General features: G+C 56.1%; 12 protein-coding genes and 1 riboswitch. Of the genes, 1 reads left to right on the forward strand and 11 read right to left on the reverse strand.

Translation table 11 applies throughout. The features are described from left to right. Positions 1–61 precede the first annotated feature (61 nt). The 7 genes from ACSEXW_RS14885 to ACSEXW_RS14915 form a co-directional block, all read right to left on the reverse strand. Positions 62–1,297 (reverse strand): VWA domain-containing protein, encoded by a 1,236-nt coding sequence (locus tag ACSEXW_RS14885; protein ID WP_438446963.1) that lies wholly within the window; start codon positions 1,295–1,297, stop codon positions 62–64. A 3-nt stretch (positions 1,298–1,300) separates the two neighbouring features. Further along, positions 1,301–3,775, reverse strand: a complete 2,475-nt coding sequence (locus ACSEXW_RS14890) for a DUF5682 family protein (protein ID WP_438446964.1) — start codon at positions 3,773–3,775, stop codon at positions 1,301–1,303. After that, positions 3,754–4,845: an ATP-binding protein gene (locus tag ACSEXW_RS14895; protein ID WP_438446965.1), complete on the reverse strand. Its 1,092-nt coding sequence runs from the start codon at positions 4,843–4,845 to the stop codon at positions 3,754–3,756. Before ACSEXW_RS14895 ends, ACSEXW_RS14890 begins: the two co-directional genes overlap by 22 nt. Next, on the reverse strand, positions 4,821–6,626 hold the full coding sequence (locus ACSEXW_RS14900; protein WP_438446966.1) for a HEAT repeat domain-containing protein: 1,806 nt from the start codon (positions 6,624–6,626) through the stop codon (positions 4,821–4,823). Before ACSEXW_RS14900 ends, ACSEXW_RS14895 begins: the two co-directional genes overlap by 25 nt. 19 nt (positions 6,627–6,645) lie before the next feature. Beyond that, complete coding sequence (locus tag ACSEXW_RS14905; RefSeq protein ID WP_438446967.1) at positions 6,646–8,094, reverse strand: SWIM zinc finger family protein; 1,449 nt, start codon at positions 8,092–8,094, stop codon at positions 6,646–6,648. A gap of 157 nt (positions 8,095–8,251) precedes the next feature. Next, entirely contained in the window at positions 8,252–9,997 is a 1,746-nt protein-coding gene (gene ade, locus ACSEXW_RS14910) for an adenine deaminase (RefSeq protein WP_438446968.1), read from the reverse strand. 55 nt (positions 9,998–10,052) lie between these two features. Then, a riboswitch (purine riboswitch) is annotated at positions 10,053–10,152 on the reverse strand. A 162-nt stretch (positions 10,153–10,314) separates the two neighbouring features. Next, positions 10,315–11,937 carry an XAC2610-related protein gene (locus tag ACSEXW_RS14915; RefSeq protein WP_438446969.1) on the reverse strand — a complete coding sequence of 541 codons (1,623 nt, stop codon included), beginning with the start codon at positions 11,935–11,937 and terminating at the stop codon, positions 10,315–10,317. Between the two features lie 259 nt (positions 11,938–12,196). On the opposite strand from ACSEXW_RS14915, the gene ACSEXW_RS14920 reads away from it, so the two are divergent. Beyond that, complete coding sequence (locus ACSEXW_RS14920; RefSeq protein WP_438446970.1) at positions 12,197–12,817, forward strand: CBO0543 family protein; 621 nt, start codon at positions 12,197–12,199, stop codon at positions 12,815–12,817. A 360-nt stretch (positions 12,818–13,177) separates the two neighbouring features. On the opposite strand, the gene ACSEXW_RS14925 is transcribed toward ACSEXW_RS14920, so the two are convergent. The 4 genes from ACSEXW_RS14925 to ACSEXW_RS14940 all read right to left on the reverse strand — a co-directional run bounded on the left by ACSEXW_RS14925 (position 13,178) and on the right by ACSEXW_RS14940 (position 17,382). Then, positions 13,178–13,591 (reverse strand): GNAT family N-acetyltransferase, encoded by a 414-nt coding sequence (locus ACSEXW_RS14925; RefSeq protein WP_438446971.1) that lies wholly within the window; start codon positions 13,589–13,591, stop codon positions 13,178–13,180. Between the two features lie 472 nt (positions 13,592–14,063). Beyond that, on the reverse strand, positions 14,064–14,288 hold the full coding sequence (locus tag ACSEXW_RS14930) for an Imm53 family immunity protein (RefSeq protein WP_438446972.1): 225 nt from the start codon (positions 14,286–14,288) through the stop codon (positions 14,064–14,066). A gap of 15 nt (positions 14,289–14,303) precedes the next feature. Beyond that, a complete protein-coding gene (locus tag ACSEXW_RS14935; RefSeq protein WP_438446973.1) occupies positions 14,304–15,017 on the reverse strand; it encodes a class I SAM-dependent methyltransferase in 714 nt (237 codons plus the stop codon). A gap of 247 nt (positions 15,018–15,264) precedes the next feature. Then, positions 15,265–17,382, reverse strand: coding sequence for an RCC1 domain-containing protein (locus ACSEXW_RS14940; RefSeq protein ID WP_438446974.1), 2,118 nt, complete (start codon positions 17,380–17,382; stop codon positions 15,265–15,267). Between the last annotated feature and the right edge of the window lie 100 nt (positions 17,383–17,482).

A 17,482-nucleotide genomic window follows, 5' to 3' on the forward strand; every position in this document is an offset into this window, starting at 1 on the left:
CTCGACGGGAAGCGAAACGGGAAGGCCGCCTTGCGCCTCCCCGCCTCATCTGTTCTATCTTTTACCCCGCCGTTCCTTTTCCGTCCCCCATCCGTTTCGCCAAGGCCTGCAGATCCAGCCCCTTCAGCGCACCCTCCACCAGCTCGGGAAGCCTGTCGGGCGAGCAGCCGAAGCAGGGGATGCCGAAGGAGGCCAGCTTCTTGGCCACCGCGTCGTCATAGGAGGGAATACCCTGGTCGGACAGAGCCAGGAGGCAGAGCACCTTCACGCCGGCCTGTGCCATCTCTTCCATGCGCCGGAGCAGCTCCGACCGGTTCCCTCCCTCGTACAGGTCCGAGACCAGGATGAACAGGGTCTTCTTCGGATCCGTGATGAACGATCCGCAGTATGCCACCGACTTGTTGATGTCCGTTCCGCCTCCAAGCTGGATGCCGAACAGCATATCGACAGGATCGTCCGCACACTGCTCGCTCAGATCCGCCACCTCCGTGTCGAAGGCCACCACCCGGGTGTCCAGCGCCGGCATACTGGCGAAGATGGAGCCGACGATGGAGGCGTAGATGACGGAGCCGGCCATGGAGCCGCTCTGGTCGATATCGAGGATCACGGTCCATTCCTTGCTCCTCCGGGCCCGATCATAGAAGTAGACCTTCTCCGGAACCAGAAGCTTCCGCTCCAGGTCATAATGCTTCAGATTCTTGCGGATGGTGGTGCCCCAATCGAGCCCGGTTACGGAAGGAATCGGCGAATGCCTCCTCCGATTCAGAGCCCCCGTCACCGCGCGCCGCAGGTCCTCGGCCATCCGCTTCACGATCTCGTCCACCACCGACTTGACCAGCTGGCGTGCCGTGTCCTTGGTCTTCTCCGGAATACGGCCCTTCAAGGCCATCAAGGTGGCCACCATCTGAATATCCGGCTTCACCTGGGAGAGAAGCTCCGGCTCGAATAAGAGCTGTGTCAGCCCCTTGCGCTCGATGGCATCGGACTGGATCACCGACACCACATCTTGAGGGAAGAAGGTCCGGATATCCCCCAGCCATTTGGCCAGCTTGGGCGAGGATGAGCCCAGCCCTGCCGAACGCGAGCTTCCTGCACCGGCTGGTCCCCGACCGCCGCCTCCGCCAGCCGCTGAAGAGGTCTCATCGTAGATGGCTGCCAACGCTTCGTCCATCAGCCTCGTTTCCTCATCCAGAAGCCCTTCGGCCCCCGCTCCGGAAAGGGCTTGAAGCTTCTCCTCCGAGGCCTGCCCGAGGATCAGCCGCCACCGTCTGATCTGCTCTGCATGGTCCCCTGTCATCGGCTACAAATCCCCGAAATCAAAGTCATTAAGCTCATCCAATGTCTCCTTCTCCTTTTCGCTAAGAGGCTGCTGAAGCACTTCCCCGGCAGCCTGGCCGCCAAGGCCCCACAGTTCTCCCATCAGCTCCGCAAGGTCCGCTTTCTCCCTCGGCTCGAAGGCCCCGAAGGCTCTCCGCAGGAAGACGAGAGACCGGCGGAACGCTTCTCCCTCCAGCGAGGCAATGTAGGCATCCAGCTGCTTCCACAGGAAGGCCCGCGACAGAAGCGCGTATCGGTTCCGCATGGCCAGACCCTCGAACCAGCCGGCTCCGAGATCCGCAGGAATGCCGGGCGACAGCCGCCGCGACACCTCGGTCCCGCAAGATGCCTCGGAGACCTCCCCCCGTTCCATCAGGATGCCAAAAGCCAGCCCGGACAGCTTCGCGTTCCGGTCGTCCCGGGAAGCCAGCTCCCGAAGCTTCGTGAGCCACAGCCCCTCATCCACGACGGCATAATGCTCCTGGGCCACCGTATGCAGGAGCTGCATGGCTTGGGCTATGCCCTTAGCCGCCTCGTCATTGCAGGCCGCCGCATCCTGCAGGAGCAGCGCCCCCCGAAGAAAGAGCTGCTGCAAGAGCGGCACCAGCGAGTCCGTATCCGTCCGTCGGATGGTGCCGTATCCGATGATGACGGACAAATCATAGGCCGTGGCCGCGATCTGTCCGTAGTCTCCCGCATCCACCGCCAGGCGCTGCAGCACGCTCCGGGCCTGCTCCATCAGACTGGGCAGCCCGCAGTCGCAAGCGCTCCGGATGATCCGGGCGGCCTCCGCAATGTCGGCGCACTCCTGCAGCCTCTCGTGAAGCACAAAAGCCGCAGCCAGCTCCACCGTCTCCCCCTTCAGGGTGGATTCCACCGTCTCGATCTCCGCCTCCGGCGTCCAGCGCAGGGTCCATTGCTCCGCCCAGGTGGCGGAGTCCTGGCTCAGCCTCGCCTTCTTGGCGAAGCTGATGCCGAGCAGCTCCAGCCGGTGGAGCAGCACGGACCGGTTCAGGTCCAGATAAGCCGCTTCCTCCGACTTCACCCTGCGGTTCTCCCGAAGATCCAGCTCCAGGCTGGCGGCAACGGCAGACCTGTATTTGTCCAGCTTCAGGCGCTTCAGCTCCCGCTTCAAATCATCCTGAATCGGCGTCTGGCTGACTCCCTCCGGCAGGCTGCCGATGGCCGTCCCCACATCCGCCCGGGCCAGCGCCTCTGCAATGACGGACAGCTCTCCGTAGCCGAATACGACGGCAGCCGCATCGCGAAGATCCCGCCAGGTGGGCCGGCTGCCTCCGTGCAGAGAGGCCAGCGCCTCCGCCAGCCGGACCCCTTCGATGACGGAGGCCGTGGAACGGTGAGTGCCGCTCCCCCTCAGGTAGCCGGCTATTCGAGACAGGTATACCGCCGGAAGCCGGCCGGGATCCCCTTGCTGCAGGCACTGCCAGAACAGCTCGTAATAAGCCGGCGCCTGGTTTCCCGCCCCGTAGCCTGAATGGGTCGACAGCTTGTAGTAGGAGTAGGGCATGAGCGTCAGCTTGGTTCCGGCGCGCGGAAGCCGCTTCACCTGCTCATCCGTAAGAGCGGGCAGGTCCGGGCGAAGTGCTGACGCATGATGCGCCCCCGTCACGATCACCAGCTTCTCCGGGGCATGCCCGGCCCGTAAGACCTCTTGAATCCGGCGCCGCATATAAGCCTCACGAAGCTCATTGTATGCCGCTTCACCCGGAGCCAGCTCCCGCTCCTCGTCCTCGGTCAACTGCCGAAGCTGGAGGGAGAACGCCCGGATGGCCTCCCGGTAAGCCCCGACCTTGGAGGTGTGCTCGTAATGCCGTTCCCAGTAGGCTTCGTAATCCGGCTCTCCGGACAGCTCCGCAATGGCCGCGTACAGATCGTGCTGGCTTCGGATCATCCGACGGCGGTTCTCCCGTTGCTCATCCGGGTCCTCCTGCTCCGTCACCAGCTCCCCCGTCTCCACGCCGTCAGGCGCCCCGCCTTCTACTGGCTCCCTCCTCTTCCCATAGAGCGCCAGGGAAACATCCGACGGCAGATCCATGAATGCCACCTCAGCCCCGTTCCGGTTCCCCCAGCGGAAGGCTTCATACTCCGGCGAATAATCGGCAAACGGATACAGCAGCGTCCGGACCGGCAGCTTCTCCGTGTAGGCCAGCAGGGCGACAGGCGGAACCACGCCCCGTTGAGTCAGCTGCCGGATGTACCCGTTGGCGTCGCTGGGCCCCTCCACGAGGATGGCCGTAGGCCGAATCTCCTCCAGGAACCGGCGCAGGTGGAACGCTCCCGCCGGAGACAGATGCCGGATGCCGAATACATGGAAGGGTACCCCGTCCGAATCACAGACCGCATCCCTCTCCTCCGCAGCCACGCTTCCTCCACAGCCGGAGTACGCGCCTTCCGCAGCGTGATCCCCGCCCGTGCTCAACCGTTGATCTCCGAGCATGCGTTGTACAGGCTCCGCCATGACGACCCCCGCTTCTTCATCACATTCTCCAGGTACTCCTTCCAGACCAAGCGGTCCTTCTCGTCATCCTTCACGATGGCTCCCTGCAGACCCGCTGCGAGATCCTCCTCGGTGACGCTCCCGTTGCCGAAGCTGGCGGCCAGCGCCATGCTGCCGGTCAAGAGGGAGATGGCCTCCGCCGTGGAGATGACCCCGCTCGTCGGCTTCACCTTCTCTTTGCCGTCCAGGGTCATCCCGCTGCGCAGCTCCCGGAACACCGTCACCACCTTGCGGACCGCTTCGTCCTCCGGCAGCTCCGCCTGGAGCTCGTAGCTGGCCGAGATTTCCCCGACCCGCTTGCGGACGATGTCCACCTCCGTCTCCAGATCCGACGGGGACGGCAGGACGAGAATATTGAAGCGGCGCTTCAAGGCTGCCGACATGTCGTTGACCCCCCGGTCCCGCGTATTGGCGGTGGCGATGACGGAGAAGCCCCGGACAGCCGGGATCTCCCGTCCCAGCTCCGGGACCGAGATCGTCTTCTCCGACAGGATGGAGATGAGCGCATCCTGCACCTCCGAGGCGCAGCGGGAGATCTCCTCGAACCGGGCGAGGGTCCCGGATTCCATGGCCCGGCAGATGGGGCTCTTGATGAGAGCCGCATCCGAAGGGCCTTGGGCCAAGAGCATGGCGTAGTTCCACGAGTAGCGGATATGCTCCTCGCCGGTGCCTGCCGTGCCCTGTACGACCTTGGAGGAGTCGCCGTGAATGGCGGCGGCCAGATTTTCCGACAGCCAGGACTTGGCCGTGCCCGGCTCCCCGATCAACAGCAAGGCCCGGTCGGTCAGCAGGGTGGCGATGGCCATCTCCACCAGCCGTTTGTTCCCGATGTACTTGGGTGTGATGGAGACGCCGCCGGCCTTCCCTCCGGTCAAGAAGGTCAGCACGCCCTTCGGCGAGAGCTGCCAGCCTGTGGGCCGGGCATCCCGGTCCGCGCTCTTGATGGCCTCCAGCTCCTTCGCATACAGACGCTCCGCCGGAAGTCTTAAGACATTTTGTTCTTCAGCCATGCCCATATCCCCGTCCCTTCCTCCGATTCATTCTCCACTGCAGGCTGCTTCTCCGGGAGCGATTCCGCGATCTCCAGCACCTGCATCTTCAAGCTGGGATATGCCAGCGTCTCGCCATATGCCCGCAGCCGGTCTGCATAGACCGCCGGCAGCATGCCGAGCAGCGCCAGCCTCATCCGGTCCATGTAATAGTAGGGACGCCCGCCTTTGTGCTCCAATGTGTCCATCAAGAGCTCCGGCGCCTCCTTGGCGCCAAGCCGGAACAAGGCCAGCAGGCTCTCCACCGTACCCCACTTCTGAAAATCCTTGCTCTCCCGCACCTTGCGGATCAAGTAGTCCACAGCCTTCCGGTCCGGCCGCCGCACGAGCCGGGCCACCAAATCCTCATCGTCGATGTCGATCAACAGCGGCACCCAGCGGGAATCCCACTCGAGGATCCATTCCCCTTCTTCCTCGGAGGCCTCCAGCTGACTGTCGATATCCGGAATCCGCTCCTTCATGACCCGAAGCAGCTCCTTCGTCTTGGCGGACCGCTTGGTCTTGAACTCCGGAGCGAACCGGTCGTAGACCTGCTCCGCCGGCAGAATCCGGACAGCCGCCTCCAGGCTGGCCCCGATAAAACGTCCCTGATGCAACTGCTGCAGCTCCAGGGCGAAGAGGCCGGCCTCCGGCGCCTCCATGGCCAGCAGCAGCCGGATGGCTTCCTCTTGGAGCCGTTCCGTATCCGGAGCGAGGAATTCAGGAGCGGCAATGACCCTACGCAGCAGCTCCAGCAGCCCTGGGGTATCCCAGCCCTGAAGGCAGACCAGGTCAATATGCAGCGAGGCGACGGCTTCCTCCCGCTGCACTCCGCTAAGCAGCTGCTCCCAAGCGGCCTCCGCATGGCGAAGCACCCCCCGCTTCACCTCCTCCGACCGCATCCGGCGAAGCGGCTCCACGGCCAGCTCCCGGTCCTTGCCGTCCAGCGCCCGCAAGAGCCGCTCCCTCGCGCGTGTGGTGTCCAAGCGTGCCAAAGCGTCAAATGCCGCCCGGCGCAAGTCCTTCCGCTTCTCCTCCGCCAGCTCCAGCACGAAGCTCTCCTGCTCCGGGTAGTGGCCCAGCAGCTCGATGGCGGCAGCCCGTACCTCCGGCGAGCCCTCCCGCGCCGCCTCCAGGTACAGCTCCAGCCCTTCGGAGCCTATCAGACCAAGCATCAGCTCCAGCCTGCGGGCATCTCCACGACCCCCGTTAAGGTTCAGCTGCGCCCGGAGTACAGGGAGGGCATCGCTGCCGTAGACGGGCAGCACCGCCTGCTGGACGAACTCCGCCACGTCGGGATAGCTGTCCCCCAAAGCGGCGACTGCGGCAGGAAGGACGCGCAGATCCTTCAGGCAGCCCGCCTCATGAGCCTGCCGCAGCGTCTCCAGCCTGCCTTGGCCCTTGGTGGTCAATGCCTCCAAGGCCGGAGCCAGCTTCCGGTAAGGAACGGCGGTGGACGCTTGAATGTCCGTTCCTGGCAGAGGAGCCAGCTCCCCCGCCGCTTCAGTCCTGCCCTGGGTATACAGCACCGAGTTCAGCAGCGTCCCCAGCTCCAGCAGCTTGGCGGCCCCTTCGTCCCGGCCCGCTTCCAGCAGCTCCTGCACCACCTGAGCCAGCCGCTTGAAGACGGGCGAGGCTTCCCCCAGCTTAATCAGGGGCGGCAGCTGCCTCCGAAGATTCATATCTCCGGCTGCCACTGCACTGCCGGCAATCATGAGACGGCGAACGTCCCGGTCTAATTCGTACAAGATCTCCATGCTCATCGGCTTCTCCTCCTCCGGTTCAGTACAGCAGCCGGACGATGCCGGTACCGGTTATGATGCTGAGCGGCTGTGCGGTCAGACGGTTCGTCTCCCGGTCCTGACCGAACCGGAGCAGAACCGCAGACTCCCGCAGCTGGTCCTGCTTCAAGAGCGGCAGCAGCGGGGTGGTGGGCCTGCCGGTTGAGGGCAGATCGGACAGCAGGATGGTTTTCCCTTGTGGATCCACGAGAACCGGGACGCCGCTGCTGTCCTGCAGGATTCCGGAAGAAGCGACCAGCAGAACCGGATGCTTCTCGGACAGCGGGTTCTTAATCTGGTTCTTCACCTGCTTCACCGCCTCCGCCAACCCGGAAACGGCTTGGGAACGGACCGCCTCCAGATCCTCTGGGGCAACGGGGCGTGGAACAGACTCCTCCCAACGCACCCGCGGATTCAGCTCACCCGGGTACAGATACAGCTCCTTCACCTTCATAACCTCATAGCAGGAATCCTCTTCCTTGATATATTGGGCCGCCCGGAAGGGACGGTAGGTCCGGGTGACGACTACGCCTCCGGGAGAGGATGGGCTCACATCCGCCCAATAGCCCTCATCCACATACTCCCCGCGCGCCATGTCGCTATAACAGCGGAACGCCAGCTGCACCAGCTCCGGACCGGATCTGGTTCGGCCCAGCTCTCTCAGCTCCGCCAGCTGCCACGCGCGTCCGATCCACTCCTCGATGGTGGAGTCGGTATCGGGGGGAAGCTCGGGGTCGGCGGCCCGATTTTGCAAATAATCACGGCTCTTCTTCACCAGGGTGTGAAGGAGGCACAGCTGCTCTGCCGCTTGGGTATAGACCCGCTCCTTGTCCTCGTCGGATCTCAGGAGGGCCGTCAGCTCCCGCAGGGCGGTCTGAAGCCCCGGCACATAGGCGTTGCCCAGCTGCTTCGCCTGGTCGTCGAGCGTCTGCAGCATCTTCTTGTCCAGACTGCCCAGCCCGGCTTGGGCCGTCTGCAGGACCAGCTTCTCCAGGAGGGCGATGCCGTCCAGCTGGGCGGCAAGCTTCTTCACCTGCGCCGACTTGTTCGGCTTGCGCTTGGGCGCTTCGGCGGGGTTGGCGGCGGCCTCGGCCTTTTTCTCCTCGCGCTTCTCCGCCTTCTCCCGCTTCTCCAGGATATCAGGAGGAATCGGTGCCGTTTCGAAGGGCTTGCTGCCGGCATAGGCATACATCAGCCCCAGCAGGTGCTTGCAGGGAAACTGCCGGCTCGGGCAGGAGCACCGGAACACGGGCTGCCCCTCCTTCGCCAGATCCACCGAGCAGCGGTACGGTTCGCTGCCGCTGCCCTTGCACTCTCCGAACAGGAGGGTATCGTCCTCCGAGCGGCATAGCTTCGGGAAGCTGTTCTTCTTGACCAGGTCCTTCCCGTTCTTGATCGCGCTTGCATTCATCGCCAGACTGTCCACATAAGCTTCCGTTATTAGATTCATCTCGTACCTCGCTGCAGGAATAGTACCTTACCATTTCCACATGATTCCTGGATTTCCTCTTTATCATATTCAGCCGGGGACAAGAGCTTGCCTACGAAAAAAGAGCCGTCCCCCAAGCCTGGGGGAACGCCTCTGCTCTAGCCGGATACCCGCTTTATTACGCTTCTATCGCTATATGCGAGTTTGATTCGAAATCAAACAAGCCTTTATCGGTCAGCTTCAAATGCGGAATAACGGGAAGTGTCAGGAAGGACAAGGTCAGCAACGGATTAAAAGCCTGCGAGGCTCCGATTTCAGACATCGCTTTCACCAGCTTCATCAACCCCTCGTATACCTCCCCATAGGACCGGTCGGACAATAATCCGGCAATCGGGAGCGGCAGGGAAGCGAGAACCTCGCTGCCCGCTACGACTGCGGCACCGCCGCCGGTGCGCGTGACTTCTTCGATTGCGGACAATATCTCGTCGTCGGATGCTCCGACCACCACGATGTTATGGGAGTCATGCGCTACGGTGGTTGCGATCGCTCCTCGTTTGAGTCCAAAGCCTTTGACTATGCCAACGCCTACATTCCCCGTCGCATGATGCCGTTCGATGACCGCTAGCTTCAACAAGTCCTTGTCTATGGATGGCGAGAACATTCCGTCCTTCACATCGACCTGTTCGATTCGGTGATGAGTTACGAGCGAGTTCGGAATGACCTCGATGACGTGGCACAGATTACCTTTGAGTGGAATTGCAAGCTTTGATGGTTCGACCTTTTGAGCGTTCAGTCCAAGCATGCAGCCGCTCAAGCTGCCAATCGGATTTTTCGGCAGATCCTCTTCCTCCACCAACCTGCCTGCATCCACGACGCAACGCCCTCGCTTATACACTTGATGAATCTTTACCTGTTCCAGATCGTCGAGCAACAGCAAATCGGCTTGATATCCTGCTGCGATCGCACCATGCTGATGGAGGCGGAAGCATTCCGCCGTGTTGAGCGTCGACATCTGAATGGCGGTGATCGGATCGAGTCCCTTGGCCACTGCGAGTCTTACGATATGATCGATGCTGCCATCGTTTACCAAATCGTCGATCAGTTTATCGTCGGTGACGAACAGACAGCGTCTTGCATTCCGCTGTGTGACGACAGGAAGCAGCGCATCAAGATCCTTGGCTACTGTCCCTTCACGAATCATCACATACATACCCATATCAAGTCGGTCCTGCGCTTCTTGCGGGCTGATACTTTCATGATCTGTTCGGATGCCGGCAGCCATATATACATTTAACCCCTCACGGCTGATCCCAGCAGCATGTCCATCGATGAGGGCACCCGCCTGTTGAGTCGCTATAAGCTTATTCAACATACGAGCTTCCGTATTGGCTACGGAGGGATAATCCATTACTTCCGCCAATCCCAGTACATGGGGATGACTGTAGAACGGCTTTAGGTGCTCCGCATCAAGCTGTGCGCCGTTGCTTTCGAACAGGGTTGCCGGCACACAGGAAGGCAGCATGACATAACAGTCGATCGGCAAATGTTCGGCAGCATCGAGCATGTACTGAATCCCCGCAGTACCTGCGACATTTGCGATTTCATGCGGATCCGTCACGACCGTTGTAACCCCGTGCAGAAGCAGCACACGAGCAAATTGCTGTGGCGTGAGAAGCGAGCTTTCGATGTGGACATGACCATCGATGAATCCCGGCACGATATACCGTCCATCCGCATCGATGGTTTCTTTTCCCTCGTACGTTCCGATGCCGGCTATGATCCCTCCTGTGATTGCGATATCGCCTGTCATCAGTTCGCCTGTAAATACATTAACAATACGTCCGTTACGAATGACCACATCTGCTGGATCCTGTTTGGCAGCGACTCGGATACGCGAACGCAAAGTTGAAACGTTTTGCTCCATCGTTTACACTCCTGACTCTGTGAGTAATAAAAAAATCCCGATCACAAAAACATGTATCTGAGATACACATTTTTGTAATCAGGATTTTACGGCTCCTGGTAGAGACCCTCAAACCATATTATTGAGGTTATACAATAGGTTATTAAATTGCTGTCATTATACAGCAAGCAACGACCTGGATTCAAGTGGGTAGAACCGTTCAATACATATAGCAATCGATCGTTTGGTAGACTGCTGTTTTTTGACGTTTGTTGTACTATCGTATTTTTGTTATTTGAGTAGTTAGCGGCTGATCAGGCAAGTGGTGAAGTTTACACTTACTCATCCATTAACGGTTCTTCATATTGCTTCTTCATTTTCATTTGCCCGCCTATTTCTTCACTCAAGGAAATGACCCAAACTTTCTTCTCGGGATCCACTACTCTTTCAACCTTCTTGATTAAGACCGGACGGCCATTTTTATACTGGTAAGTGCCTTCCCAGTAGGCCCCAGCGCCAACCCGTTCCATAGTTTCAATAGTCCGAGACACCGGATTGAATACTGGGGAGACGATCTCTTCCAGATCCTTATTCGGTACAAAGGACGCAGTCCCTTGATCCCACAACCAATAGAGATAGGGAATATTCCGCCCCGCTGGCGTGCCGTTTTGGATCCGAATATCCTCGTAACCGTCGAAGTTCATATCCTCGACTACGGGGTTAACTCCACTTTTGCCCCAAGTGTACGCTTGTTCGACAGGAATCCTCTGAAGAACCTTTTCCCCCGTTGGATCGACTAGCAGAAGATCCATCTGCTCGGTGACATACCGACCGTTTTGGCGCCCCACCTCATCGGGCCGGGCGTATATACGCAGCAAATACTCCGGCATGGAGGGATGCATACGAAGTATTTTATAGCGAACCGTACCTCCGGCATCCTGCAGTGCTGGAAGAGAATCGGTACCCGAGATATATTCGATCACGGCTCGGCCCCGATAGTGCTTACGAATTTCTCCCAACTGAAAGAACAATTTCTCGCTGCCTGTTTGTTCGCGGCCCTCAAAGTCCTTGTACCGATATCGAAATTCAAGGATATAATCTTCACTTTCCGTATCCTCCGATTCGATGGATGCTTGGATGGTGTAGTCCTTGCCGAAGGATCGCAGCTTACAAATCAACTCCTTTTGTCTCTCCAGCACCGTCTCGTTAGATGAGATATGTTTCAAGTCAGTAATATCCAACGTGTTGACGGACGACTCCAACAGGGCGGAATAAGATTGCATCAACTCCCGCGCATAATATCCGTTTGCCTTCGCGCCTGCGTTCCGCTGTTTCATGTCCTTTTCGTAAGTCTTCCATACCTCCAGACCGCTTAGCTTCAACTTCCCACCGGACGGCTCCACTGTATAAATCCACTGGTAGTTGTTAATCTTCTCGCCCTTTTCTGCGACACCAACCCCAACCTGCTCCGTTACCTCCACTTTGTAACGATCTTGGTCATAGGTAAAGTTATAGACCTCCGAATCCACGAAATGCTCCTTGATTTTGCGTGCATACAGGCTCGCCACTAGCTCCTTCTGAGCTTGGTACAAGCTGCTACCTGGTATAATGTAGGGCTCCACATAAGAGAAGGTATTCGTATTAATCGCATGAACCAGTTCTCGCTGGTAGCTGCGGATTAGCTCTGTAATATTTTCTTCAGTCCGGTCGGGCTCCCGCTCCTTAAATGCGATGGAAGCTTCGGTTGCTGCCGTTGCTTCTAAGGAAACAGACGTCTGTACGACCGGAGAAGCCGTTCCCACTGGAGCAGCTGCCGGGCTAGTTTCCCCGTTAGAAACAGATGCGTCCTTCTGACAGCCTGACAACAGAACAGATAGAATGACGGTGAATGCGAAGGATTTTTTTACTTTACTAGTAGCATGGATCATGAGTGATCCTAATACTGTAAAAATCTTGTTCAAACGCTCTCCTCCATATCTTTAGACTCACTACACGGAGCTACAACACAGAATTCGACAGAAATATAGTTTTCCCTTTTTTTGTAACTATTCTGCCCATTAGGTGAGCAAAGGCTGCCGGTAGAATACCCGGCAGCCTCATGATGTCATTATTCAACTATCGTTCTCCGTTAGCTAAATTCGTTCTTACAAGCGTCGTTTGCTATGGATAGCAAGATCTAAAATGGTACAAATTATAAAAAAACCGTAAGGGGAACGCAATATGGACTTTGATGAAGGCTTGAAGAAGGTTAATGAAGCGAATCAACAAATAGTCGACGCTAATAGTACCGTCACAGATGTAATAATGAGCACCTTTATTTTCACTTGGAGATGGTGGTTCGGTGTAGCGCTCATTGTATTACCTTGGGTTACGTGGTTTATTTTTAGGGATAGGAAAAGTACCGGTCGGCTTCTATGTGCAGGATTTTTTGTAATGATTTTTTCAGCCGTTTTGGATACGTTGGGCATTGAGTTCGGCTTGTGGTCGTATCCGGTAAAAGTTGTCCCATCCCCAACTTTAAGCTTCTCGTTTAGACTTTCGGTATTACCCGTATTTGCCATGTTCTTCATTCAAATTAAACCAAAGGTTATAGCAATAATTAAGGCAATAATATATGCCGGAGTATCAGCGTATATAGGTATGCCTATACTTGCATCCATTCAAATGTACAAAAAGTTGAATTGGGCCTATACATATTCGTTCTTTATTTTGAGTTCGATGTATTTGATCGCACATTGGCTTTACAATTTGCAAAGCTATGAAAAGGTTCAGACGAACCCAACGTTAAAGATCATCAACATCAATACCAACTTTTTCCGACGAAAACAAAAGTCGAGGTAAATAAGAACGCCCCACCTTATACAGTGGCAAATGGAACTAACAGGTTATGTAAGAGCTTAAAGGTAAACGCCAGTCTGTCCTCAGGTCTGATTTATCATGAGTGTCACCAACAGAATGATAAGAAAAATATAAAATATCACATAATTCCACGCGAGCAATAAGATTTCCTCTATTATGCAAATATGCCCATACTTCAACGAAAAAACGAGATCCTTAACTGCATGGGCAGCTGAAGATCCCATTCAAGTAAAGTTCTCCGTTAGCGGAAGAACCCTGTTTCTATTTAATGATACGGTTCACCGTAGTCAAAGAGGGCAGTTTTTCTTGCCCTCCTAGTTACACAATACTAAAACATAGTACTCATTGCCATCTTGACGGTATACTCAAAAAAACATCTTTATAGATTTTGAAGCCAATTTTTTGGTAATAACATGAAATTTCTTCAGTTGTTTGAACTGCCCACTCTGAGTTTGGAAAGTGTTCAATACATCGCTTTACCAGTTCCTGACCAATTCCCTTGTTTTGAAACTCTGGGTCGATAACTAAATCATAAATGATAGACCTTATTATTTTATCGCTTAATACCCTCACGGCTCCAACCAAGCGGTTATTTTCCCATGCTGAAATAACAAGTGTTGAATTTATAAAAGGCATATTGAAGTACTTTAACATATCAGAATTCTCCGCTCCATCTGCCCAACCCACCAACTTGAATAAGCGATGCAGTTGCTCAGAGGGTAAATCCTTTTTTTCGTCATTATATACTATGTTCACAGCTTCACCACCACAATTTTATTAACTTCGCACTCTATAACAATTACTATTTTCACCACACTCATGTTATTAAGTAAACTCCCCGTTACTTTAGCGAAGGCTGCCGTGATGTCCGCGGCAGCCTGTTTGTCGTTAGATTTATTTTTTTACTTTCTTTGCATTTAGCCAATAGCCAAAAAATAATATGATGGAACCTGGTAATTCCGTAAAGAAATATATGGCCTTAGGGGCTACACCAATAGGGTGAAGTATACCTCCAAACAAAATAATGAAACCGACAATTTTTACATATGAACTTCTTTTTAAACTTCTCAGCCCTGACACCTCTATTTAAGACAGACTATACTAACATTATCCCATTTGGTGGAAATAAACAACACGAAATACTACGCAAACCTGCCCATTACTTTAACGAAAAATGGGATCCTTAACTGCTTGGCAGCTAAAGATCCCGTCGAAGTAAAGTTCTTCGTTAGATTAATTCAAATTCCACCCAGTTTTTGAAAACAGTGATTATCTCCTCAAGGTTAGAAGGACCGCCAAACCCTTCAAAGGAACTCTCGTTCAGCTTACATTGAATCCAGTCATTTTCATCCTTTTCTAGAACAACTGGTTCAAATTGTTTATTTTCTAGGGATGTATTTTGCAAGTTGATGATTGTTGTAGCCCAATTGATTTTCCAAGAGAAGAAAATCAAGAATTATCTTTCAAATTATTTCTTCCTCCATAACGAAGCCCACAAGAAACTTACTCCAAATTGGTGTTCGTCTTGACTACATTCGTTCATCATCCTACATTCAATTAATTCAAAATGCTTTCCTAATATATCAATTAGCTTCTCTTTACTGTAAGCTTGTCCACCTTTCATGCTTCTTTCCCTGTATACTTCATAATCACTTAATTCAAATGCCCCTCCTTTATCAGTAAAACCAGGGGCAAAACAAGTTAAACCAAAGTAACCTCCACTCTTAAGAGCATTATGAATCATCTGAATATACCCGATCCTTCTGTGTGGCCACAAATGATGCATGCAACCTGAATCATAAACGAAATCATATTCCTCAATGGGATTCAAATCAAATACTGACTTACACATGAAATTTACAGATATTTTCTTAGTATCCGCTCTTTCCTTGGCCCAAGCTATGGCCTCCTCAGAAATATCAATTGCATCTACTATAAACCCGTTTAAAGTTGCGTAGATGGAATTTCTCCCCGGCCCACAACCTAAATCTAACATCCGCCCCCCTTGTACTATTCCAGAGTCTATATAAGATACTAAATTCTCATCTGGATAATCTACAAAGAATGGAATCTTCTTTGTTCTATCACTGTAAAAACCATTCCAAAATGGAGCCGGTTCTCTCATTAGGGAATCCAACATTGTGAGAATATCGCCTGAGTCCTTCATCGTTTCTAATGACATCCTGTTACCTCCCAAATCATCCTCTTACCTGGAAAATCTTACACCAACACTAAATTCACATATATTGTATTTTTCGCTCTCCGATTAGCTCCTTCCTCTTTTTTGTAAATATCCCGCCTGATAACGTTATAAGAGCTGCCGGCGATATGTCGCGGCAGCTCTCCATTCAATTTTGCCTATATCTAGGAAGCATTTGTCCTCCGCTCGTCCATTCGCCCGGTCCCCGCTGCGGCCCGCGATGGACCGTTCACTTCACGGGCACCACCACGGGCTCCGGCACAGCGGATTGCCCGCCCCACGGGTTCACTCCGAGCAGGGCCACCCTGCCGGATTCCGTGACCAGTAGATGGTAGTGACTGCCCGGACCCTCAATGGCGTAGTTGTAGTACGAGGCAAGAAGCCGGATCGGCTCTGTTGCCGTTAGAACGGCGTCCTTCCCTCCCCATCTGCCAGGGTCATAGCGGATCGTGCCGTCGAAGGCCACCTGCAGCTTCCCGCTGACGGCCTGGATTCCTTCGTCCACGATCTCGGGTGTCCCCAGCTCCACCCCCTTCAGGGTCCCGGCGTCCAGGACCGGCTTCATCCCGAACTCGAACACCACTCCGCTCACGCTCAGCGCCCGGACCACGGACGGCTCCAGCGTATACCGGACGTAAGCCTCCGGCGCCAGCTCCTTCACTTGGGGCAAGCCTGCCACCGGGCGGAAGACATAGGGGCCGGCTGTCCCGCCGTCGGTGTAGTACACCTCCCCCGTCTCGGTCAAGACCAGGTATGCGTAGGAGTTGGCGTACATCGCCTTGACCCGCTTCGTCCACTCCCCTTCCGCCTCCACGGTCGAGGTGCTCTCCACCTGGGCCCCGACCGTTACCGTCCGGCCGCCGCTCTCCGCCGTCACGGGCCTCAGCTTCACCCTGACGAAGCCGCCGCCCTCCCGCTCCAGCAGGAGACCGTCATCCCCCGCCGTTAGATTTCTCACCCGGTAAGGAAGGTCCAGCTCCTGGAAGCCTCCGAAGGACGGCCCCCATACCCGAACCTTACCTTCCTCATCCACAGTCACCGGAATCCCGGAGAAGCCCGTAACAGTCCGGACCCTCCCGGTCCCCTCCACCTGGTAAAAAGCTCCTCCGGCCTCCATCCCCCAGACCGTTCCATCCTCGCGGATCAGATACGGCTTGGGCAGCCGGGTAGAGACCGCCTTCACCCGATCCAGACGGCCCCGTTCCGTCCAGCCGTCGAACCACATCGGCAGCCTTCCCAGCTGCCCGGTCATATTGCTCCCCCAGGTGTAGACGCGGCTTTGGTCATCCCGGGCCAAGATATGGTCTGTTCCGGCCTGCAGCTCTACGATTCCGCGAAGTCCGGCAAGGGGAACCGGCTCTTCCGCCATTCCGTCTCTGCCCGGACCCAACAGATTGTCATGCGCGCGGCCCCATCCCCATACCGTCCCGTCCGGCTTGGCGATCACGAACACTCCCGTGCCCGTAGCCGCCATGGCCTTCGCATGGTCCGCCGCTTCTCTCCGCACCGGAGGGACCGACTCTTCGCGGAACTCATAGAGAGCCCCGCTGGCGGTCCGAATCAGCGCTTCATCTCCGTAGCCTGCAGCCAGCTGCATCACCGGCTCCGGCAGCCCTCCGATGGTAACGCCCGGACGCAGGCTCCCCTGGAGTCCGTTGTAGTAGATCAGCTTCCCCGCGTCATCCACGACGAACAAGGAGAAGGCCGTTCCATAGATCGCGCGGGCCTTCCCGGTCCCCTCCAGCTTCTTCAGCCCTGTTCCGTCCGGGGGGAGCTGCCACACCGTCCCATCCCCCTTCAGCAGAAACAAGGTTCCGCTCATATCCCATAGATGCTGAATGCTCTGCACGCCGGTGCCGCCCGGAACGTTGACGAACCCGGTACCGGCAGCCTCCGACTTCCACACCTGCCCGTCTGTCGTAAGGACGTAGTCCCCCGAGATCTGCTGCACCTCGCCGGGAACGTTCAGCTTCACGGGGTAATCGGCCTGGCCCCGTTCCCCCCGGTACCCCCATACCCAAGCGCTTCCGTCTCCGGTCACCGCGTAGGAGGTACCCGGTCTCCAGCCGTAGCCGGCGGCATCGAACACTCTTCCCGTGCCGATGGAGCGCACGTCCTCCATCACCCGGACCGGAGCCGTCTGCCTCCAGCTCCCGCTGTCCGGCGCCGTGGTGCCGGCTGCAGCGCGTGGGGTGGCTTGCTCTCCCGGCGCGGGCGATGCCGTCATCGTCGCCACAGGAGCTGTCGGAAGCCCGGGCTCTGCCGAACGCTCGCAAGCCGTCCCTGCCACAGCCCCTGCCAGGAGCAGAGTCCATCCCAAGCCAAGCCGATAAGTCTTTGTCTTCATCTCCACACCCCTTAGCGGATCATTACCCTATAGACGGCCGCAGACCCGAAAGGTTACAGCCCCAAGGCATGATACCGGTCCATTTTCCACAAAAAAAATG

Source organism: Oryzibacillus soli, from assembly GCF_051594765.1.
GTDB lineage: Bacteria > Bacillota > Bacilli > Paenibacillales > NBRC-103111 > Paenibacillus_AR.